The organism is Agrococcus beijingensis (assembly GCF_030758955.1).
In the GTDB taxonomy this organism is placed as follows: Bacteria; Actinomycetota; Actinomycetes; order Actinomycetales; family Microbacteriaceae; genus Agrococcus; species Agrococcus beijingensis.
Genome location: NZ_CP132360.1, coordinates 2,262,876 through 2,283,077, shown reverse-complemented (window position 1 = coordinate 2,283,077; position 20,202 = coordinate 2,262,876). Strand labels below are relative to the sequence as shown.

The 20,202-nt window shown below is 71.0% G+C and carries 15 protein-coding genes; 9 read left to right on the top strand and 6 right to left on the bottom strand.

The window, feature by feature from the left end; all coding sequences use genetic code 11:
- The first annotated feature begins 65 nt into the window (after positions 1-65).
- The 9 genes from Q9250_RS11120 (at position 66) to Q9250_RS11080 (ending at position 9,349) form a co-directional block, all read left to right on the top strand.
- Entirely contained in the window at positions 66-959 is an 894-nt protein-coding gene (locus Q9250_RS11120) for an ABC transporter permease (protein ID WP_306231946.1), read from the top strand.
- A complete protein-coding gene (locus tag Q9250_RS11115) occupies positions 956-1,801 on the top strand; it encodes an ABC transporter permease (protein ID WP_306231945.1) in 846 nt (281 codons plus the stop codon). Before Q9250_RS11120 ends, Q9250_RS11115 begins: the two co-directional genes overlap by 4 nt.
- Entirely contained in the window at positions 1,798-3,504 is a 1,707-nt protein-coding gene (locus tag Q9250_RS11110) for a dipeptide ABC transporter ATP-binding protein (RefSeq protein WP_306231944.1), read from the top strand. The genes Q9250_RS11115 and Q9250_RS11110 overlap by 4 nt, the downstream gene beginning before the upstream one ends.
- Positions 3,504-4,556, top strand: a complete 1,053-nt coding sequence (locus tag Q9250_RS11105) for an LLM class flavin-dependent oxidoreductase (protein WP_306231943.1) — start codon at positions 3,504-3,506, stop codon at positions 4,554-4,556. The genes Q9250_RS11110 and Q9250_RS11105 overlap by 1 nt, the downstream gene beginning before the upstream one ends.
- Positions 4,546-5,286 carry a CMD domain protein gene (locus tag Q9250_RS11100; protein ID WP_306231942.1) on the top strand — a complete coding sequence of 247 codons (741 nt, stop codon included), beginning with the start codon at positions 4,546-4,548 and terminating at the stop codon, positions 5,284-5,286. The genes Q9250_RS11105 and Q9250_RS11100 overlap by 11 nt, the downstream gene beginning before the upstream one ends.
- Positions 5,283-5,888, top strand: a complete 606-nt coding sequence (locus Q9250_RS11095; protein ID WP_306231941.1) for an alkylhydroperoxidase domain protein — start codon at positions 5,283-5,285, stop codon at positions 5,886-5,888. The genes Q9250_RS11100 and Q9250_RS11095 overlap by 4 nt, the downstream gene beginning before the upstream one ends.
- A complete protein-coding gene (locus Q9250_RS11090; RefSeq protein ID WP_306231940.1) occupies positions 5,888-6,544 on the top strand; it encodes a VOC family protein in 657 nt (218 codons plus the stop codon). Before Q9250_RS11095 ends, Q9250_RS11090 begins: the two co-directional genes overlap by 1 nt.
- A gap of 189 nt (positions 6,545-6,733) precedes the next feature.
- The gene (gene betT, locus Q9250_RS11085; protein WP_306231939.1) at positions 6,734-9,031 is read left to right on the top strand and encodes a choline BCCT transporter BetT; all 2,298 of its coding nucleotides are present in this window, start codon (positions 6,734-6,736) and stop codon (positions 9,029-9,031) included.
- A gap of 81 nt (positions 9,032-9,112) precedes the next feature.
- Positions 9,113-9,349, top strand: a complete 237-nt coding sequence (locus Q9250_RS11080) for a dodecin family protein (protein WP_306231938.1) — start codon at positions 9,113-9,115, stop codon at positions 9,347-9,349.
- A gap of 191 nt (positions 9,350-9,540) precedes the next feature.
- On the opposite strand, the gene Q9250_RS11075 is transcribed toward Q9250_RS11080, so the two are convergent.
- The 6 genes from Q9250_RS11075 to Q9250_RS11050 all read right to left on the bottom strand — a co-directional run bounded on the left by Q9250_RS11075 (position 9,541) and on the right by Q9250_RS11050 (position 20,127).
- Entirely contained in the window at positions 9,541-10,770 is a 1,230-nt protein-coding gene (locus Q9250_RS11075) for a cobalamin-independent methionine synthase II family protein (protein WP_306231937.1), read from the bottom strand.
- 328 nt (positions 10,771-11,098) lie between these two features.
- Positions 11,099-12,124, bottom strand: coding sequence for a hypothetical protein (locus Q9250_RS11070; protein WP_306231936.1), 1,026 nt, complete (start codon positions 12,122-12,124; stop codon positions 11,099-11,101).
- 62 nt (positions 12,125-12,186) lie between these two features.
- The gene (locus tag Q9250_RS11065; RefSeq protein WP_306231935.1) at positions 12,187-15,354 is read right to left on the bottom strand and encodes a type I restriction endonuclease subunit R; all 3,168 of its coding nucleotides are present in this window, start codon (positions 15,352-15,354) and stop codon (positions 12,187-12,189) included.
- A gap of 1 nt (position 15,355) precedes the next feature.
- Entirely contained in the window at positions 15,356-16,519 is a 1,164-nt protein-coding gene (locus tag Q9250_RS11060; RefSeq protein ID WP_306231934.1) for a restriction endonuclease subunit S, read from the bottom strand.
- The gene (locus tag Q9250_RS11055) at positions 16,516-18,087 is read right to left on the bottom strand and encodes a class I SAM-dependent DNA methyltransferase (RefSeq protein ID WP_306233986.1); all 1,572 of its coding nucleotides are present in this window, start codon (positions 18,085-18,087) and stop codon (positions 16,516-16,518) included. Before Q9250_RS11055 ends, Q9250_RS11060 begins: the two co-directional genes overlap by 4 nt.
- A gap of 39 nt (positions 18,088-18,126) precedes the next feature.
- On the bottom strand, positions 18,127-20,127 hold the full coding sequence (locus Q9250_RS11050; RefSeq protein ID WP_306231933.1) for a hypothetical protein: 2,001 nt from the start codon (positions 20,125-20,127) through the stop codon (positions 18,127-18,129).
- Positions 20,128-20,202 lie beyond the last annotated feature (75 nt).

Below are 20,202 nucleotides of genomic sequence, written 5' to 3'. Positions count from 1 at the left end.
ATCACGCCGATCTACCAGAGCGCCGGCTACGTCTTCGACAGCTTCGACGATAGGCGGCGCTCGTCGTGGTCGCCACCTTCGTGCTCGCCTTCCTCCTCCTGCAGGCGCTGCCGGGCGACGCGATCGTCGCCCGGTACGCCAGCCCGGAGCTGGGCCTGACCGAGGCGCAGCTCGACGAGCTGCGCACCGTGTACGGCACCGACCAGCCCGTCTGGGTGCAGCTGGGGCAGTCGGCGCTCGGCTTCCTGACCGGCGACCTCGGCACCTCGCTGCAGAGCGGCGCCGAGGTCGAGGAGCTGATCGCCTCGGCACTGCCGTCGACGCTGGCGCTCGCCTCGCTCGGCTTCCTGGCCGCGGTGCTGCTGGCCGTCGGCATCGCCGTCGCCGCCACCTTCTCGGGCGCCGAGTGGCTGCGCCGGGCGTTCCGCTCGCTGCCACCGCTGTTCGTCTCGGTGCCGGTCTTCTGGCTCGGCATCGTGCTGCTGCAGGTCGTCTCGTTCCGGCTGGGGCTGATCCCGGTCATCAACGCCGACCCGCTCGAGGCGTTGGTGCTGCCGGTGCTGACCCTCGCGGTGCCGATCGCGGCGCCGCTGGCGCAGGTGCTGATCCGCAGCATCGACGACACGGTCGCCGAGCCGTTCATCACGGTGGCGAAGGCCCGGGGCGCCAGCCCGCGCTGGCTGCTGTCGAAGGAGGTGGCCCGCAACGCCCTGCTGCCGACGCTGACGATCGCCGGCGTGCTCTTCGGCGAGCTGGTGGCCGGCGCGGTCGTCACCGAGACGGTCTTCGCACGCACCGGCCTCGGTCGGCTCACGCAGGAGGCGGTCGCGACCCGCGACATCCCCGTGCTGCAGGCGATCGTCGTCATCTCGGCGATCGGCTTCGTCGTCATCAATCTGCTCGTCGACCTCGTCGCCCCGGCGATCGACCCGAGGCTCCGGAAGGCCGTGCACGCATGAGCGCCATCACCGCCACCCTGCCGCCACGACGGGCAGCCGGCACCCGCCCGCGCCCCCGCGCGACGCTGCTGCTCGCCATCGCCGTGCTGGCGATCGCGCTCGCCTGGGCGGTGCTGCCCGGCCTGTTCACGGCGCAGGATCCGATCGCCGGCATCGCCGCCGAGGCGCTGCAGGCGCCCAGCGCCGCGCATCCGTTCGGCACCGACGCCACCGGTCGCGACCTGCTCGCCCGCGTCATCTTCGGCGCCGGCAACTCGCTCTCGGGCGCGGCCATCGCCGTGCTCGTCGGGCTCGTCGTCGGCACCGCGATCGGCGTGCTGGCCGGTTCGACCGGCGGCATCGTCGAGGAGGCGCTGATGCGCGTCGTCGACGTGCTGCTGGCGATCCCCGGCCTGCTGCTGGCGCTGAGCGTGATCGTGCTGCTCGGCTTCGGCGTCACGAACGCCGCGATCGCCGTCGGCGTCACCTCGATCGCGGTCTTCGCCAGGCTCGCCCGCTCGCAGGTGGTGCGGGTGCGCCGCAGCGACTACGTCGAGGCCGCGTTCGGCTCCGGCGGCTCGTTCCTGGCGGTGCTGTGGCGGCACGTGCTGCCCAACTCGCTGGGCGCCGTGCTGGCGCTCGCCGCGCTGCAGTTCGGCAGCGCCATCCTGCAGATCTCCACGCTCGGGTTCCTGGGCTACGGCGCGCCGCCGCCCACGCCCGAGTGGGGCCTGCTGATCGCGGAGAGCCGCGACTACGTCGCCACCGCCTGGTGGCTCACCACCCTGCCCGGCATCGTCGTGGCCGCCGTCGTGCTGTCGGCGAACCGCGTCGCGGCAGCAGTCAGAGAGGGAACCGCATGAGCGCGCTGCTCACGATCGACGACCTGGCCGTCTCGTACGCCGCCCGCCGGGAGCGCCGCACCGCCGTGCACGGCGTCAGCCTCGAGCTGCAGCGCGGCGAGGTGCTGGCGCTGGTCGGCGAGTCGGGCTCCGGCAAGACCACCATCGGCCAGTCGATCATCGGGCTGCTGCCCGAGGGCGGCCGGGTCGAGCGCGGCGGCATCCACCTGCAGCTCGCGGGCGGCCCCGTCGACCTCACGAGGCTCTCGGCCGGCGCCCTGCAGCAGCTGCGCGGCGCACGCATCGGGCTCGTGCCGCAGGATCCGGGCACCTCGCTGAACCCCGTGCAGACCATCGGCGCCTCGGTCGCCGCGCCCCTGCGCATCCACCGCTGGGGCACGAAGGAGGCGATCCGGCGCCGCGTCATCGACCTGCTCGACCGCGTCGGGCTCGACGACCCCGAACGGCGCGCGAAGCAGTACCCCCACGAGCTCTCCGGCGGCATGCGCCAGCGCGCGCTCATCGCGGCCGCGATCGCGCTCGAGCCCGACCTCATCGTCGCCGACGAGCCGACGAGCGCGCTCGACGTGACGGTGCAGCGCCGCATCCTCGACCTCCTCGACGAGCTGCGCGGCGAGCTGGGCTCCAGCCTGCTGCTCATCACGCACGACCTCGCGGTCGCCGCCGAGCGGGCCGACGCGATCGCGGTGCTCCGCGCCGGGCGGCTCGAGGAGGCAGGCGACGCGCGCGCCGTGCTGCGCGACCCGCAGAGCGACTACACGGCGGCGCTGCTCGCCGACGCCCCGGCACTGGCCGATCTCACAGGCCTGGCCGACGCCTCCCCACGGGTGCCGCGGGTCGCATCCGCCCCTCTGGTCACGATCGCGGGGCTCGTGCACGAGTACGGCCACGCGCGCGGTCGTCGGGCGGATGCGTTCCGTGCCGTCGACGACGTCGGTCTCGTCATCGAGCGGGGCACCACGCACGCGCTCGTGGGCGAGTCGGGCTCCGGCAAGACGACCATCGGCCGCGCGCTCGCGGGCTTCCACGCCCCGACGGCCGGCTCGATCGCGATCGGCGACCTCGACGTGCTCGCCGAGCGCGGCAGCCGCAGGCTCCGACGCACCGTGCAGCTCGTCTCGCAGAACCCCTTCGCGTCGCTCGACCCGCGCCGCACGATCGGCCAGACCATCGGCGAGCCGCTGCAGAACCTGTCACCCGCGCAGGGCGGCGTGCGCGACCGCCGCGTGCTCGCCGAGCGCGTCGCGACCGCGCTCGAGCAGGTCGCGCTGCCGGCCGAGATCGCCGAGCGGCTGCCGCGCGAGCTCTCGGGCGGCCAGCGGCAGCGGGTCGCCATCGCCCGCGCGCTCATCATCGAGCCCGAGGTGGTGGTGCTCGACGAGGCCGTCTCGGCGCTCGACGTGACGGTGCAGTCGCAGATCCTCGAGCTGCTCGAGCGGCTGCAGCGCGAGCTCGGCCTCACCTATCTCTTCATCACCCACGACCTCGCGGTCGTGCGTCGCATCGCCGACACCGTCACCGTGCTGCGACGCGGCATCGCGGTCGAGACCGGCGCCGCGCAGCAGGTGCTGCGCGACCCGCAGCACGAGTACACGCGGGCGCTGCTCGACGCGGTGCCAGCCCCCGACTGGCTGCGCGACGCGCGCGCCGGCACGACCGAGTCCGCGATCCGGACCACGACCCAGACCCTGGAGGTGGCGTGATGGCGCCCACGATCGGATTCTTCACCCGGTTGCTCGACGAGGCGACGCCCGCCGAGCGCTACCGGATCGCGCTCGAGCAGATCGCGCAGGCCGAGCGGCTCGGCTACGCGAACGCGTGGGTGGCGCAGCACCACCTCGACGGCGCGGAGGGCGGCCTGCCCTCCCCGTTCGTGCTGCTCGCCGCGGCTGCCGCGCGCACCTCGCGCATCGGGCTCGGCACCGCGATCCTGACGCTCGCGCACGAGCACCCCGCGCGCGCCGCCGAGGACGCCGCGGTGCTCGACACGATCTCGGGCGGCCGGGTCGAGCTCGGCCTCGGCACCGGCGGCAGCCCCCGCACGCTGAGCGCGTTCGGCGAGGACCCCGAGCACCGGCGCGCGATCTACGACGCGAAGCTCGTGCGGCTGCGCACGCTGCTGGCCGGCACCGCCGATGTCGAGCTGCACCCCCGCGCCGAGGGCCTCGACCGCCGCATCTGGCAGGCGACCTTCTCGGCCGAGGGCGCCGGGGCCATCGGCGCGCAGGGCGACGGGCTGATGCTCTCGCGCGTGCAGCCGACGCCCGCCGGCACCGAGGGCGCGCCGCCCCGGGTGTGGCCCCGGGTGTGGGATGTGCAGCGCCGCCTCGTCGACGCCTACCTCGAGGCCCTGCCCGCGGGCGTCGCCCCGCACATCCTCGCCTCGCGCAGCGTCGTCGTCGTCGACGCCGACCAGCGCGACGCGGTGCGCGCGCACGCCGAGGGCGGCCTCACCCGGCAGCTCCAGCAGCTGCACGGCGTGACGCCCGGCTCGCTGACGCTCGACGAGCTGCTCGTGCGCAGCGAGACCCACCTGGGCACGCCCGACGAGGTCGCCGAGACGCTCGGCGCCGACGCCGTCGCGGCGGGCGCCACCGAGGTGTCGATCCAGGTGCACTCCGTCGATCCCGACCCCGCCATCACCGCCCGCTCGCTCGAGCTGTTCGCGACCGAGGTCGCGCCGGCGCTCGGCTACCGCGTCGGCCGGCCCGACGCCGATCTGCTCGTCCAGAAGGAGCTCACCCATGTCGCATGACGTCATCGACCACCTCGCGGGCATCGCGCCCGGATCGCCGCTCGACGCGATCCGCCACGCCCGCCCCGACGCGCGGGAGCACGCGCAGCAGAGCTTCCTGGCGCTGCTCGAGCCCGCGGAGCCCGGCCAGCTCGAGCTCGCCGACCGCTACGCGGTCGCGGCGTACGTCGCGCTGCTGCACGACCCAGACCCCGACCGCCCTGACCGCGCCTCCGGCTCCGGCCCCGCCGCCGGCTCCGACCCCGCGGCCGGCGACGGCTCCGACCCCGACGGCAGCGGCGGCCTGGGAGCGGCCGCGCCGACCCGGCCGAGCGCCTTCTACCTCGAGCTGCTGGCCGACGCGACCGAGCCGGCCGTCGTCGCGGCTGTCCGCGACGCGGCCGACGCGGGTCGCGCATCCGGCCCCTACGGCGACTACCGCGAGCCCGGCCTGCAGGCCGAGGCCGTCGCCGGGCCGGTCGCGGCGATCGACTGCAGCGTGCTCGGCACCCGGCTCGCGGCGGCGCTCGAGCACGCGCACTTGCTGGTGCTGCACCCGCGCGACGCGCGCCCCGAGGCGCTGCAGGCGCTCGTCGACGCCGGCTGGGAGGCCGACGCGCTCGTGTCGCTCAGCCAGCTGGTCGCGTTCCTCGCGTTCCAGCTGCGGCTCGTGCACGGCCTGCGGGTGCTCGCCGACTCCCCCGCCCCCGCCACCGATCCCGCCACCGATCTGCAGGAGGCCCGCGCATGACCACCATCACCGACTACCCGCAGCTGCGCCGCCCCGAGGGGTTCACCCAGCGCGGCCTCGGCTGGGTGCCGTGGGCGCCGCCCGTGGCCGAGGCCGAGCTCAGCGACGTGCAGCGCCACGCGCTCGTCGAGGCGTCGCGCTCGGCCAGCCCCTACTTCCGGCTGCTGGCGCGCGACCCCGAGGCGCTCCGGGCGCGCACGCTCACCGACCTCGACATCTTCACCAACGAGGCCGGCGGGCTGCCCCGCTGGGAGCGCGAGCTCTCGGCCGCGGCCACCTCGCGCGTCAACGGCTGCGTCTTCTGCGCCTCGGTGCACGCGAAGGCCGCCTCGCGGCTCGGGGGCCGGCCGGAGGACGTGCAGCGGCTGCTCGACGAGGGGGTCGACGCGCGCGTCGACGACCGGTGGGACGCGATCGTGGATGCGTCGGCCGCACTGACGCTGACGCCCTCGGCCTTCGGTGCCGAGCACGTCGCGCGCCTCCGCGCGGCGGGCGTCGACGATGCGGGCATCGCCGACCAGATCGCGGGTGCCGCGTTCTTCAACTGGGCGAACCGGCTGATGCTGTCGCTCGGCGAGCCCGAGGAAGTCGGGGCCTCCTGATGGGCGTGCCCCGCGTGCTCGACCACGTCGTGCTGGCCGGCCCCGACCTGGCGGCGGCGATCGACGACGTCGCGCTCCGCACCGGCGCGCGCGCCGTGCCGAGCGGCCGCCACCCGGGCGGCACCGCCAACGCGCTGATCGCGTTCACCGTCGGCGGCGAGCGCCGCAGGCAGTACCTCGAGGTGATCGGGCCCGACGCCGAGGCCGGCTTCGCGGCCGCAGACATCGCCCGCTTCGGCATCGCGCAGCGGCGGGCGCCCGGGCTCGCGAGCTTCGCAATCGCGCCCGACGACCTCGACGCATCCGTCGACCGCGCCCGAGCGGCCGGCCTCGGCTTCGAGGTCGCGCCGCTCTCGCGCAGCACGCCCGACGGGCGCGAGCTCGCCTGGCGGCTGGGGCTGCCGGAGGACGAGACGCGCCCGCCGTTCCTCATCGACTGGGGCTCCACCGCGCATCCCGCGCTCGACGAGATCCCCACGCTCGAGCTCGTCGCCGTGCGGCGGCTGGCGCGCGATCCGGCGGCGGAGTCGGCGCGGCTCACGGCGCTCGGCATCGAGGTGGGCACCGGCCCGGAAGGCCTCGAGATTGTGGCTGCCGAAGCCGACGGGCTCGAGCTCGACGTGGCCGTGGAGGGCGGCATCGCGACGCTGCGCTGAGCCGGTGAAGGAGGCCTCTGGTGCCGCCCCGGCTAGCATGGGAACCTGAGCCGACGATCTGCGGCAGCCACGACGCGCCGCTGATCGGCAATCCGGGGCCAGCCCAGATCGAGCCGAACGCCATGATCACCGCTTCGCCGCGATGATCACGAGGGCGGATGCGGCGTGCCCCGCTGAGGAGAGGTGCGCATGCCAGCGAACGACGATCGGATCCCCGGAGCGACCGGCGCAGACGCGACGCCCGGCGCCGCGACCGGTGCCGACGGCCAGTGGCGCTCGTCGCCGCCGCCGATCGAGCGCACCCGATTCGGCGGCACCGAGCGCAAGCCCGAGCGGCGCGTCGAGGATGACGCGCCCGTCTCGCGCAGCGATCTGAGCAAGGCGCCCGCGGAGCTCAGCGAGGATCCGAAGCCGCGGGTGAAGTGGGCGGTGCTGATCGTGTCATCGGTGGTCGTCGTCGCCTTCTCGGTCTGGGCGCTGCTCATGCCCGAGATCGCGAAGTCGGTGATGCTGACCGTCGTCACCTGGATCGCGACCAACCTCGGCTGGTACTACGTGCTCACCGTGACCCTCGTGATCGCCTTCGTTCTCTGGGTGGCGCTCTCGAAGGAGGGCAAGGTGCGCCTGGGGCCCGACCACTCGCGGCCGCAGTACGGCCTGTTCACCTGGGTCGCGATGCTCTTCGCCGCCGGTGTCGGCATCGACATGCTCTTCTACTCGGTCACCGGGCCTGTCGTGCAGTACCTCGACCCGCCGACCGGTGAGGGCGAGACGATGGCCGCGGCGCAGGAGGCGGTCGTCTGGACGATGTTCCACTACGGCGTCGCCGGCTGGGCGATGTACGCGCTGCTCGGCATGGCGATGGGCTACTTCGCCTACCGCTGGGGCATGCCGCTGTCGATCCGCGCTGCCCTCTACCCGCTGCTCGGCAAGCGCGTCCGCGGTCCGCTGGGCGACGGCATCTCGGCCATCGCGCTGATCGGCACCGTGTTCGGCGTCGCCACCTCGATGGGCATCGGCGTCGTGCTGCTCAACGTGGGCTTCTCGCTCATCTTCGGCCTCGAGCAGGGCTTGGCGCTGCAGATCGCCCTCGTGATCGTCGCTGTGGTGCTCACGATCGCTGCCACCACCTCGGGCGTCGACAAGGGCATCCGCTGGATCTCGGAGCTCAACCTGTGGAGCGCCGCGGCGATGATGCTCTACATCCTCTTCACCGGCCAGACGGCGTTCCTGCTGAACGCGCTGGTCGAGAACATCGGCCGCTTCATCGTGACGCTGCCCGAGCGCACCCTGCAGACCTTCGCCTACGAGCCCGACGGCGCCGAGTGGATGGGTGGCTGGACGCTGTTCTTCTGGGCGTTCTGGCTCGCGTGGGGCCCGTTCGTGGGCGTCTTCCTCGCGCGCATCTCGCGTGGTCGCACGCTGCGGGAGTTCGTGATCGCGGCGATCACCGCGCCGGTGCTGTGCGACTTCTTCATGGTGTCGCTGTTCGGCAACTCGGCGCTGTTCGAGGTGATCGCGAACGGCAACGAGGCGTTCGCGCAGCTCGCCGTCGACAGCCCGGAGCAGGGCTGGTACGCGCTGCTCGAGATGTTCCCGGGCGCGATGTTCCTCATCGGCCTCGCGACGCTGTCAGGTCTGCTGTTCTACCTGACGAGCGCGAACTCCGGCGCGATGGTGATGTCGAACTTCTCCTCCTCCATCCCCGACCCGTCGCAGGACGGCCCGAAGTGGCTGCGCATCTACTGGGCGCTGCTGACGGCCCTGCTGACCATCGCGATGCTGATCGCGGGCGGCGTGACGACGATGGAGTACGCGACGCTGATCTTCGCGCTGCCGGTGACGATCATCGCCTACCTCGTGATGATCTCGTTCTCGAAGGCGCTGCGCATGGAGCGCGCCGAGCGCGAGGGACTGGTGCTGCGGCGCCGCTCGATGGCGCCGGCGGGCGGCAGGGCGCCCGAGCGCACGCTCGCGCAACGGCTCGAGCGCATGCGCGCGTTCCCCTCGAAGAAGCAGGCCGCGCAGTTCCTCGACCGCACCGTGCGGGTCGCGCTCGACGACGTCGCGGCAGAGTTCCGCGCGCAGGGCTACGAGGTCGAGCGCTCGTCGATGGCGAGCGAGACGACCGGCGTCGACGAGCCGCTGCTGCGGGTGTCGATGGACGAGCACCGCGACTTCCACTACCAGGTGGCGCTGGTCGAGGCGCCGGTGCCGATGTTCGGCGGCCGCATGTCGCGCGAGACCGACGTCTACTACCGGCTCGAGGTGTTCACGCAGACGGGATCCGGCGGCTACGACCTGATGGGCCTGACGAAGCAGCAGGTGGTCGACGACGTGCTCGACCGCTACGAGGCGCACCTCGGGTTCCTCGCCTACTCGGCCGAGACCGACGTCGCCTCGGTGCTGACGCCGCGCCGGCAGCACCCGACCGGCACGCTGCCGGCGCTGCCCGCCGGCGTCGACGACGAGCAGCCCGAGCCGTAATCGGCACTTCCGCCGTGCGGCGATCCGCGATTGGCTGGCGGCGCGAGGACGGCCCTCGCGCTGCGGTCAAGGAGGACGGCAATGGCATCTGTCGCACGGATCACCACCATCAGCTCGCGCTCGGACGTGAGCTTCGAGGACGCGGTCAAGCAGGGCATCACGCGCGCCAGCGAGACGCTGCGCGGCGTCGAGGGGGCGTGGGTGAAGGACCACGTCGTCAACATCAAGGACGGGGCGATCACCTCGTGGCAGGTGACGATGGAGGTCACCTTCGTGCTCGACGACGCGGGTGCCGCGGTCGACGCATCCTCTGACTGAGGTCTGGCTCTGACTGAGGTCTGGCTCTGACTGAGGTCTGGCTCTGACTGAGGTCTGGCTCTGACTGAGGTCTGGCTCTGACTGAGGTCTGGCTCTGACTGAGCTCGGGCACGAGCGCGGGGCGGGCAGCGGTGCACGCCGCTGCCCGCCCCGCGAGCCTGCATTCCTCGATCAGCAGCCGTGCTGACCGATCAGACGATCGATACCGGTGCGCCGAGGCGCTGCTCGGCGAGGCGCGCGCCCTGCCCGAGCGACTCGAGCTTCGCGACCGCGATGGAGGGGTGGATGCGTCCGCCCAGTCCGCAGTCGGTCGACGCGATCACGCGCTCCGGTCCGACGATGCGGGCGAACCGCTCGATGCGGTCGGCGACGAGCTCGGGGTGCTCGACGACGTTGGTCGCGTGGCCGATGACGCCGGGAGCGATGCGCTTGTCTGCGGGAAGCTCGACCTGCTCCCACACCCGCCACTCGTGCTCGTGACGGGCGTTGGCCGCCTCGAACGAGTAGCTGCCGGCGTTCACCTCGAGCACGAGCGGCGCGATGTCGGCGAAGGCCACGTCGGTGGTGTGCGGGCCGTGCCAGGAGCCCCAGCACAGGTGCAGGCGCACGAGCTCCTCGGGCAGGCCGCGGATCGCGTGGTTCAGTGCTTCGACGCGGATGCGCGTGAACGCCAGGTAGTCCTCGATGGAGGGCTCGGGGTTGATCTGGTCGAAGTTCTCGGCCAGCGACGGGTCGTCGATCTGCACGATGAGGCCTGCGTCGGTGATGGCCTTGTACTCCTCGCGCAGCACGTCGGCCCACGCCCAGATGTGCTCCTCCTCGGTCGCGTAGTGGCGGTTCGCGATGCGGGCGGCGGAGCCGGGCGAGAGGGCCGTCAGGAAGCCGTGCTCGACGCGCGCCGACTGCAGGCCCGCGGTGAGGTTGGCGATGTCGGTCGCGATCGCCTCCTGGCCGATGTAGCGCAGCGGCCCGGTGGTGGCGGGGAACGCGGTCGCCGGCTTCTGCACCAGCACCGGGTTCTCGGGGTCCTGGTAGGCGTCGGCGAAGCGCACCCAGTCGCGACGGTCGGGGAAGGAGGTCAGCCGCACGTCTCCGGGGGCCGAGCGCTGCACTGGCTCGGTGAAGATGTCCTCGCCGGTGACCTCGAGGCCTGCGACGCGCTGGAAGGCGTACGTCCACCAGGCGGCGTAGTCGAGCGAGCTCGACATGGCCTTGCCGTACTCGCCGTCGCCGATGATCGTGATGCCGAGGTCGCGCTGCCGGCGCACGAGGTCGGTGACCGCCTCGGTGAGCAGCGCTTCGAACTCTGGCGTGCGCTGCAGCGTCAGGCCGTCGTCGGCGAAGGCGCGAGCGGCGTTCGCGGCGATCAGCTCAGGGGTGCGCGGCAGGCTGCCGGCGTGCGAGACGTCGATGCGGGTCATGAGTCCTCCAGGTCGTGTGCTTCGGACGCTATCGACGCGGCTCGCGCAGGCGGAAGGCGGCCGGTCATGCTTCGTCACACATGGCGCTCGAAGCCTTCTCCCGCGACCTCGTCCCCTGGTGATCGTGCGTGGGTGAAGCACGGCGGCGCACCGCGACCGAACGCTAGAACGGATGAGGTGGATCCTCGGGCTCGGGCTCGCGGTCACCCCAGGCGGATCCGGGTGGCTCGATCGGCGCTGCTGCGATGCGCTCCTCGGCCTCGAGCCGGCGCCGCTCCTCGGCGGGCAGTCGCAGACGTGCGGCTTCGCGCTCGGAGAATTCGGCGGACTATTCGCATGACCCACACTCAACGGCGAAGAGCCCATAATGTCCCACGTCCTCCAGCGCCGCGGGCGCGGAAAACCCGGGGGTTCGAAAACCCCAAGGAAATCGAAGGCCCTTCAGCGGTCTGGTTCTCAACCCTTGTCGCCGCCTGCCAGAATATGCGTTCGCGATCTCCGTCCAACACTCGAGAGCCGCGAAGTCAGCGTCCGACAGCTCAGTCCCTTCTTTCTCGACTCGGCCCAAGAGAGTCAACGCCTTGTCGAGAAACTTCTCCGCAGCCGCCGCAGAGGCGGTGGCAGACAACTTGATCCAGGCTTCGGCGCGGAGTAGCAGAATCGCAGGCGCATCTTGGTCGAATTTCGCGTCGACCGCGTCTCGCAGCGCCCTATGGTCATCAAACACGTCATAGAGGTAGAGGAGGTTCTCGAGGACCAGAGCCGACTCGCGCGGATCTAGGTCCTGCCAGGCCTGAGATGCGATGCGAACTTCATTCAATAGGTGCTGGTCTGCAAGCGCGTATCGTGCTGAGAGGACGGTCGCGCGAGCCCATCCGCGTAGCAGTCGATTCTCGCGCTCGACATCTGCCTCCTGTGCTGCGTCCTGGGCGAGCTGCGCGAAGTACGCGGCCGCCAGCGCCATACGGCGAGACGTGCTGGTCCGTTGGCCCCAGTCGTCGTCGGGAATCCAGGACGCGGCGCGAGCCACGTCTTCGCGAACACGTTGGATCGTTTTCACAAGATCCAACCTGAACGTACTAAAAGGCCCGAGCCACGAGGCTTCACGGGACAGTCTGATCTCGCAAGTGACGGCCGCGAGGAGCCCCGGGCGGGTTCCCTTCATCCGCAGCCAGGCTCCCATCAGGTCGTCGCGACTTGCATCGTCCGAGACCCAGGCGGTCACGTCGTTCAGCGAGGTCATATTGACCCAGCGTTGGAGTTCCTTAGTCAGATCCAGTCCGAGTCGACTCGCTATCGTCTGGATCTCAGGCGCGGTCCCAAGAAGACGGCTGCGAAGCTCCTCGACGGGCACGCCGAGAGTCGGGGCGGTGACGCGCGGCCCCGCAAATAGCGCTGGAGTAGGGCCTTGCTTGTTCAACGCGATCTCCGATTCGAGTACCGAGGCGCCATGGACTCCATCTGATCCATGACCAGGCGGATCGCCTCGGGCTGTCTGTCCGGCGGATACCCGTGCTTGACGAGCAGCCGCTTGATCGACGAGCGCAGCTTCGCCCGCACGTCGTCGCGCACCGTCCAGTCCGTGCGCACGTCGCGCCGCATGACCGCGACCAGCTCTCGCGCGATGTCGGCCAACACGCCCTCGCCCTGCACCTCGACGGCCGACTCGTTCTGCGCGACCGCGTCGAAGAACGCCAGTTCGTCGTCGTTCAGAGGCGGCGAGAAGCGGTTCCCCCGGTCGGCGTCGGCGGCGATCTCCTTCGCGAGCTCGACGAGCTCGGCGATCACCTCGGCCGACGTCAGCTGCTGGTTCGTGTAGCGGTTCATCACCTCGGCGATCCGCTCCGAGAAGGCCCGCTGCCGCACCAGGTTCGAGGCCGAGGTGCGCTTCGACTCATCGATGAGCATCGCGCGCAAGGCTTCGATCGCGAGCTGCGGGTTGGGCGCAGCCTGCGCCTTCGCGATGAACTCGGGGTGCAGTTCGTGCAGCGACGGTCTCGGGATGCCGGCCGCCTCGTAGATGTCGACGATGTCACCGGTGCCGGTCGCCTTCGCGACGAGGTCGCCGAGCAGGCGTGCGATGTCGGCGGGCACCGGCTCACCGCGAGCCTGCCGCTCACGGGCGTCGAACTTCGCGACGAGGATCCGCACCTCCTCGTAGAAGCGGATCTCCTGCTTGAGCTCCGCGAGCGTCGCCATGCCGCCCGCCAGCGCCCATGCACGAGCCAGCTGCCCCGTGAGCCGCCGGAACGTCGCCACGCGAGTCTCCTGCTCGAGCTCGGGAGCGTTCGCCGGGTCTGCGGCATCACGGATGTGGTTGGCCGCGCCGGTCACGGCGCGCACCATCGAGCGCGGGTCGCGCCGGGCGAGCTCGCCGCGCCAGTCGTACCCGCCGAGCAGCGGCCGCAGCTCGTCGACCATCGTGCGCGCAACGACCGCGGCCTCGTCGATCTCACGGCCGACGGGCCGCTCCACCTGGTCGGTCTGCGTGTACTCGGCGAGGGCCTTCGAGAGGTTCTCCACCAGCGGCGCATACGAGACGAGCAGGCCGTCCCGCTTGCCGCGGAACGTGCGGTTCACCCGTGCGAGCGTCTGCATGAGCAGCGCGCCCTTCAGCGGCCGGTCGAGGTAGAGCGTGTGGAGCGGCGGCGCGTCGAAGCCGGTGAGCATCATGTCCTTGACGATCACGAGCTCGAGCTCGTCGTCGACGTCCTTCAGCCGCTCCTTGATCGCCGCGTTCTGACTGTCGCGCCGCACATGGTCGCTGATCGGCTGAGGGTCGGCCGGTGTGCCCGAGTAGACGACCTTGATGACGCCGGCCGAGTCGGCATCTGCATGCCACTCCGGCCGCAGCGCGACGATCTCGGCATAGAGCCGCGCGCAGATGTCGCGCGTGGCGCCGACAATGAGCGCCTTGCCGTGCGTGCCGATGAACGGCGTCATGGCGGCGCGGCGCCGTTCCCAGTGCTCGACGATGTCGGCGGCGAGCGCCCGCAGCCGCTCGGGTGCGCCGTAGACGGCGTTGAGGACGGCGACGGAGGCCTCGAGCTTCGCCCGCTCGGCCTCATCGAGCCCAATGGTCGCCTCGTCGGCGGCCGCGTTGATCTGCTCCTCGCTCAGCTCGCGTTCGACCGCGATGAGTCGCGGCTCGAACGAGACCGGCACGGTCGCGCCGTCGTCGACCGCGCGCGTGAGGTCGTAGATGTCGATGTAGTCGCCGAAAACTTCGCGGGTGTTGCGCTCGGCGAACGAGATGGGCGTGCCGGTGAAGGCGATGAGCGTCGCGTTCGGCAACGCGTCGCGCAGGTGCCGCGCGTAGCCGTCGAGGTCGTCGTAGTGGCTGCGGTGCGCCTCGTCGACCACGACGACGATGTTCCGGCGCTCCGAGAGCAGCGGATGCGCGAGGCCGGCATCGCGCTCGGCCCGCGTGGGTGCGAACTTCTGCAGGGTCGTGAAGAGGATGCCGCCGGTGGATCGTCCCTCGAGCGCGTCGCGCAGGGCTTGCCGCGACCCGATGCGCTGCGGCCGCTCGGGCAGCAGCAGGCTGCGCGCGAAGCCGTCGAAGAGCTGCGAATCGAGCTCGTTGCGGTCGGTGATGACGACGATCGTCGGGTTGCCGAGCTGCGGCTTCCGGGCGATGAGCGCCGAGTAGAGCTCCATCTCCATCGACTTGCCGGAGCCCTGCGTATGCCAGACGACGCCGGCCTTGCCGTTCGAGCGCACCGCCTCAATGGTGGCGGCGACCGCTTTCGTCACTGCAAAGTACTGGTGCGGCTTGGCGATGCGCTTGGCGAGTCCCTCGTCGCCGCCGTCGAAGGCGGTGTAGTGGCGCACGAGCTGCAGGAACCGCTCCTGGTTGCCGAGCCCGTCGAGCACCTGCTCGAGGCCGGTGTCGGGAGCACCCGGCGTGCCGTACTCGGCGGGACTGCCGTCCTCGTCGACGTTCCAGGGCGCGATGTGGTTGAGCGGCGTGAACGGCGTGCCGTACTTCGCTGTCTGCCCGTTGCTGAAGATCACGAAGACCGTGAAGCGGAACGCCATCGGCAGCTCGCGCACGTACGTCTGCGCCTGCGCGTGGGCGGCGGCCGTCTGGTCGTCGGCGCTCGAGCGCTTGAGCTCGACGATGCCCAGCGGCATGCCGTTGACGAAGAGCACGACGTCGAAGCGCCGGTGGTGCTCGCGATCGCGCACCGTCACCTGGTTGACGGCGAGCCAGTCGTTCTCCTCCGGCCGCTCGCTCAGCACCCGGATCGTCGGGTGCTGCTCGACGCCCTCCTCGTCGATGTAGGTCAAGCGGTAGCCGTCGACGAGGATGTCGTGGATGCGGTGGTTCTCGGTGATCGCATCCTGGCTCGTCGGCTGCGCGATCTCGCCGAGCGCCTGCGCGAGGTGCTGCGGCGGCACGTGCGGGTTGAGGCGCTGCATCGCCGCGAGCAGTCGGGGCCGGATGAGCGGGTCGTCCCACCGCTCGCGCTCGTCAGTGCCCGGCGCGATATCGGTGCCGTGCTTGGGCAGCCATCCGAGCGGCTCCGCGAGCGTCTCGAGCGCGATCTCCTCCCACGTGGCCTCCGAGATCAGCGCCATCTCACAGCACCTCCTCGACTGCCCGCTCAGCGTCCTTGACCCGAAGCCTGCCAGACATCAGTTCAGGCAGCAGTGCATCGCGTAAGGCGGCGAGGCGGTTGGATTCTCGGTCGTGCGCTGCGATGAGCAACTCGATGGCCGTGAGCTCGTCTTCCAAACCGGCCGCGCTGGCTGAAGGCACAGTCGAAACTGCAAGCTCCTCGAGTGCAGCGCGGTTGATTGAGCTGAAGATGGTGCCTTCCGCATCAAAAGGAACCCACAGCTCGGGGTGAGCCTTCAGGAGATTGAAGAGCGTCCAAGGCGCGGACGTAGCACTCCGGACGGACGCAAGCCCGCGCCCGATGCACACGGCACCGTCTGCGACGTTCACCCGGCCCACGGGGGCGCGGACGCTAAGGAGCGTGTCGCCCGCCTGCGCCCATCTCGTGACCGATTCCGTCCAAACCCGTGGGGTAGGCGTCCGGATGCCGAAGTCCCGCACACCTTGATAGAAGACGGTTCCGGTGCCCTCTTCGTTCAAGAACTCGCCACGAGGCGAAGAACCCATCGTGATAGCGGCGAGCTCCGTGAGCGGCACTCGCGTGGAAGGGTCCACGGCCGCCATTGTCTTCACCTCCGCGAGCCGGTCGCACGTTGCGACCAGCTTCGCATTGGCGACGATCTTTTCGTCGAGCGCGCCCAGTACCTCGGCGATCCCCTGCTGCTCGGGGAGCGGCGGGAGCTGTACCGCGTAAGCCTCGATCCGCTTGGGACTCGTGTGGCGAACAGTACTTCCGCTGGCCGTTCCAATGATGTAGCGACGATAAGACGCGGTGCGCGTGAGGTACGTGAGATACCGCAGGTCAATCACGCCGGGTATGCGCTCCACGAGGAGGCCGATGCGCTGATTGTGAAGGAAGCGGCGGTGCCTGGGGAGCCGAACGGCGAAGCCCAAGGTGTCTGCGTTCTTACTGAGGTCGGTCATGGTCACGACGACTTCCCCGTTCTCGAGCAAGAACTCGGCTGGGTAGTCGCCCGCGAACGACTTGGGCTTACCGTCGCGGAAGGCGCCGTCCGTTCCAAAGTTGCCGGGCGTCAGGACTTGGTCGGCGTGGGGATCCTCGCCGAACCCCGTTCCAGGAAAGGCGTATCCGTGGCGCACTTCGATGGCCTCACCCAGCCTCACGACACCCTCCCGAGCTGTTCGCGCACTACCGCGGCGAGGCGGTGGGCCTCGTCCATTTGCGCCAGGACCTGCGCCGTAAGGCGCTCGAGCTTCTGCTCGATGGGCTCGCCGTCGGCCTCGGCCTCGGGGCTGCCGACGTAGCGGCCGGGGGTGAGGGCGTAGTCGGCGTCCCTGATCTCGGCCAGCGTCGCGGAGTAGGAGAAGCCCGCGACGTCCTCGTAGGGGGCATGGGGTGCCGACTCGGTGCCGCGCCAGGCGTGGAAGGTGTCGGCGATGCGAGCGATGTCGTCGTCGCTCAGGGCGCGCTCGGCGCGGTCGACCATGTAGCCGAGGTTGCGCGCGTCGATGAAGAGCACCTGACCGGTGCGGTCGATCGAGCCGTTCTTGCCTGCCGACTTGTCCTTCGCGAAGAACCAGACGCAGACCGGGATGGCCGTCGAGCGGAAGAGCTGGCCGGGCAACGCGACCATGCAGGAGACCAGATCGGCCTCGACGATCTCGGCGCGGATCTTGCCCTCGCCGCCCGAGTTCGACGACATCGAGCCGTTCGCCATCACGACGCCGGCGCGGCCGTCGGGGGTGAGCTTCGAGAGGATGTGCTGGATCCAGGCGTAGTTCGCGTTGCCCGCGGGCGGTAAGCCGAAGCGCCAGCGCGAGTCGTCCTCCTTGCGCGACCAGTCCTTGATGTTGAACGGCGGGTTCGCCATGATCACGTCGGCCTCGAGGCCCGGGTGCAGGTCGCGCGCGAACGTGTCGCCCCACGACGAGCCGAGGTTGCCCTGCAGGCCGTGGATCGCGAGGTTCATGCGCGCCATGCGCCACGTGCGCTCGTTGAGCTCCTGCCCGTACACGGCGATGTCGCTGCCCTCGCGGTGGTGCGCCTCGAGGAACTTCTCGGCCTGCACGAACATGCCGCCCGAGCCGCAGCACGGGTCGTAAACGCGGCCGCTCTTCGGCTCGAGCAGTTCGACGAGCACGCGCACGACACCAGCGGGCGTGTAGAACTCGCCCCCTCGCTTGCCCTCGGCGGCGGCGAACTTCTCGAGGAAGTATTCGTAGACCTCGCCCAGCAGGTCGCGCGCCCGCTTGGCTCCCGCCCCCGAGAAGCGCGCGTTGTCGAGCAGGCCGATCAACTCGCCCAGGCGACGCTGGTCGACGCTGTCGCGGTTGAAGGCGCGGGGGAGCGTGCCGGCGAGCGGCGGGTTCTCGTCCATGAGTGCCTTCATGGCGTCGTCGATCAGCTGCCCGGCCGACTTGCGGCCCTCAGCCTCGGTGCCCTCGGCGCCCTTCGCGCTGGCGGCGAGGAACGACCAGCGCGCGTGCTCGGGCACCCAGAAGACGCCGTGCCCGACGTATTCGTCGACATCGTCGATCAGTTGCGCGATCTGCCCCTCGTCGAGCCCATCCGCCTCGAGCTCCGACCGGATCTTCCCGCGGCGCTCCTCGAAGGCATCCGACACGTACTTGAGGAAGACGAGGCCGAGCACGACGTCCTTGTACTGCGACGCATCCATCGACCCGCGCAGCTTGTCGGCCGCCTTCCACAGCGTGTCCTTGAGCTCCTTCATCGTCGAGGGTGCTGCCTCGACCGTTGCCTTGCGTGCCACCTAGTGAGCTCCTTCTTCGGTCTGCTCGTCAGCCTGCTCACTCGAAGGGGCGAGCACGTCGGCGACGAATCCATCCACGAGCGCCCGCTCGTACTCCTCGAGCCGCGCGAGCTGCTGGTGCAGCAGACCCATGCGGTCGACGATGTCGACGAGCGACTCGTGCATCGCCTGGTGCGCGCCCGGGGCGAGCCGTCGCACCGGCCAGGTCTGCCAGTCGCCGTGCGCGAACCGCTCGATGTCGTGCTCTAGCAGCGCCGGATCGAGGGACGCATGCGCCGCCCGGTCGACGCGCAGGATCGCCGCGGGCGCCTCGACGACGAGCGCGCCGTAGTGGTCGAGCATCGCCGCCGGGCGCTCACCACCGACCACGATGACGTCGCCGGGTTCGGAGAGCCGGGCGCTGCGGCCGAGCTGCGCGAACTGCAGTCGGTCGACGTAGCGGCTCTGGCGAGGGCCGTGCAGCTCGCTCGGCGAGACGACGCGGAAGCCGCGTTGCGGGTTGTCGGTGAAGATGTCGGCGGGGATGCGCGTGCCCGGGATACGCCGGATCTCCCGGTCGCGCACGAGGTCGCCGAGCGCGGCGGCCGGGAGCGGCGCGGCCGCCCGTTCGCGGGTAGCGATGGCGGGCAGCCGCTGGCCGTCCGCTTCGAGGCGGCTGCGCGCGTCGAAGAAGCGCGAGACGAGCTCGGCGTCGTTGGCGACGCCCATGCGTGCGAGCCTGGTCGGCACGAGCCGGCCGCCGAGCGCGAGCAGGGTGCGCAGCGGCATCGGCCGGCCGAATCGGAAGGCGCGCAGATGGCGCTCGTGGCGGTCGCCGAGGCTGCTCAGCACGTCGAACACCGCATCGTGGCGCACCTCGGGGCTCAGCTCGAGGCCGTCGAGGTCCATAGTCACGACCGAGCGGTCGGCCACCGGCACGTCGTGCTGCGGCGAGCCCAGCACCCAGATCGCCAGGTGCGCGCGCGGCGCTCCCGGTGCGGATCCGCGCGGCAGGCGCACGATCGCGCGCAGTCGACCGAGGCGAAGGATGCTCGCGCGTAGCCGATCGGCATCGCCGGTGAGCGACTCGATCAACAGCGATGCCGGCCCGATGACGAGCGCGTGCTGGCCGTCGGTCATCGAGAGCGCGACGTCGTCGATCTCGGTCAGGCTTCGCACGGCGTCGACGTCGCCGGCAGCCGGCAGCTGCACGATGTGCAGCGCGGGCTCGCCGCCTGGCTCGTCGGCGAGCGACCTCGTGCCACTCGCCTGGCCGGACACGGCGATCATGCGCCTCAGCGCCCGCGCCTCGCCGTCGGCCGAGCCGCGCACCGCGATGTCCACCTCGCGGTCGGCAGCGGTGGCCAGGCGCCGCATGAGCGGGCCAGTGACTGCGACGGGCAGCACCAGCGTCGGAGCGGCGCCGCCGCCTTCGAGGGCCGACGCAACCATGCCCCGAGCCACCGCTTCGATGAGATCGAGCGCCGGCTCGGTCAACGCGAGCGCGCGGTCGGTGTCGGATGCATCCAGCAGACGGGAGAGGGCCGCGATCGTCGTGTAGTCGGCATCGACCGCTGCGTCGACGTGACGTGCGAGCTGCGACAGGTCATCGGCGCAGGCAATGATCTCGGCGCGCAGCATCGCGTCGTGAGGATCGATCTCGAGGGCGAAGCGCCGCAGCTCGGCGGCGTCCAGCGCCGCGATGGGTGCTCCGTGCAGCTCGCGTAGCGTCATCAGCGCCGCCAGTGACGCGCTCGAGTCGGCACCGCCACCGGCGGGCGTGGCGTAGGCCGCGGCGTCGAGCGGCGCCTCCGGGTTGTTGCCGCGCCCCGTGCGCACGAGCCACGCCGCTACCTCTGCCGCATCGAACGTCGGACGCTGGGGATCGTGGTTGATCGGCGCCGGGAACGGATCGTCAGCGGATCGCGAGCGGCTGCGCCACATCGAGACGACGGGGCGCTGCACGCGAGCGAGCCGCGCGATGCCCTGCATGCCGATCGTGGTCACGGGGTTCCCTTCCATCGCGTTCAGCATACGTAGCATTCCGCAGTTTCGGCCGCGCGTACTCGATAAGGCGGCTTATCAGCCTCAATCGGT

Excerpts from the sequence above, each read along its gene's own strand:
- Q9250_RS11095 (WP_306231941.1), top strand. The coding sequence starts at position 5,283 with ATGACCACCATCACCGACTACCCGCAGCTGCGCCGCCCCGAGGGGTTC.
- Q9250_RS11055 (WP_306233986.1), bottom strand. The coding sequence starts at position 18,087 with ATGAAGGAGCTCAAGGACACGCTGTGGAAGGCGGCCGACAAGCTGCGC.
- Q9250_RS11050 (WP_306231933.1), bottom strand. The coding sequence starts at position 20,127 with ATGGAAGGGAACCCCGTGACCACGATCGGCATGCAGGGCATCGCGCGG.
- Q9250_RS11080 (WP_306231938.1), top strand. The coding sequence starts at position 9,113 with ATGGCATCTGTCGCACGGATCACCACCATCAGCTCGCGCTCGGACGTG.
- Q9250_RS11065 (WP_306231935.1), bottom strand. The coding sequence starts at position 15,354 with ATGGCGCTGATCTCGGAGGCCACGTGGGAGGAGATCGCGCTCGAGACG.
- Q9250_RS11105 (WP_306231943.1), top strand. The coding sequence starts at position 3,504 with ATGGCGCCCACGATCGGATTCTTCACCCGGTTGCTCGACGAGGCGACG.
- Q9250_RS11115 (WP_306231945.1), top strand. The coding sequence starts at position 956 with ATGAGCGCCATCACCGCCACCCTGCCGCCACGACGGGCAGCCGGCACC.
- Q9250_RS11075 (WP_306231937.1), bottom strand. The coding sequence starts at position 10,770 with ATGACCCGCATCGACGTCTCGCACGCCGGCAGCCTGCCGCGCACCCCT.
- Q9250_RS11110 (WP_306231944.1), top strand. The coding sequence starts at position 1,798 with ATGAGCGCGCTGCTCACGATCGACGACCTGGCCGTCTCGTACGCCGCC.
- Q9250_RS11090 (WP_306231940.1), top strand. The coding sequence starts at position 5,888 with ATGGGCGTGCCCCGCGTGCTCGACCACGTCGTGCTGGCCGGCCCCGAC.
- betT (WP_306231939.1), top strand. The coding sequence starts at position 6,734 with ATGCCAGCGAACGACGATCGGATCCCCGGAGCGACCGGCGCAGACGCG.
- Q9250_RS11100 (WP_306231942.1), top strand. The coding sequence starts at position 4,546 with ATGTCGCATGACGTCATCGACCACCTCGCGGGCATCGCGCCCGGATCG.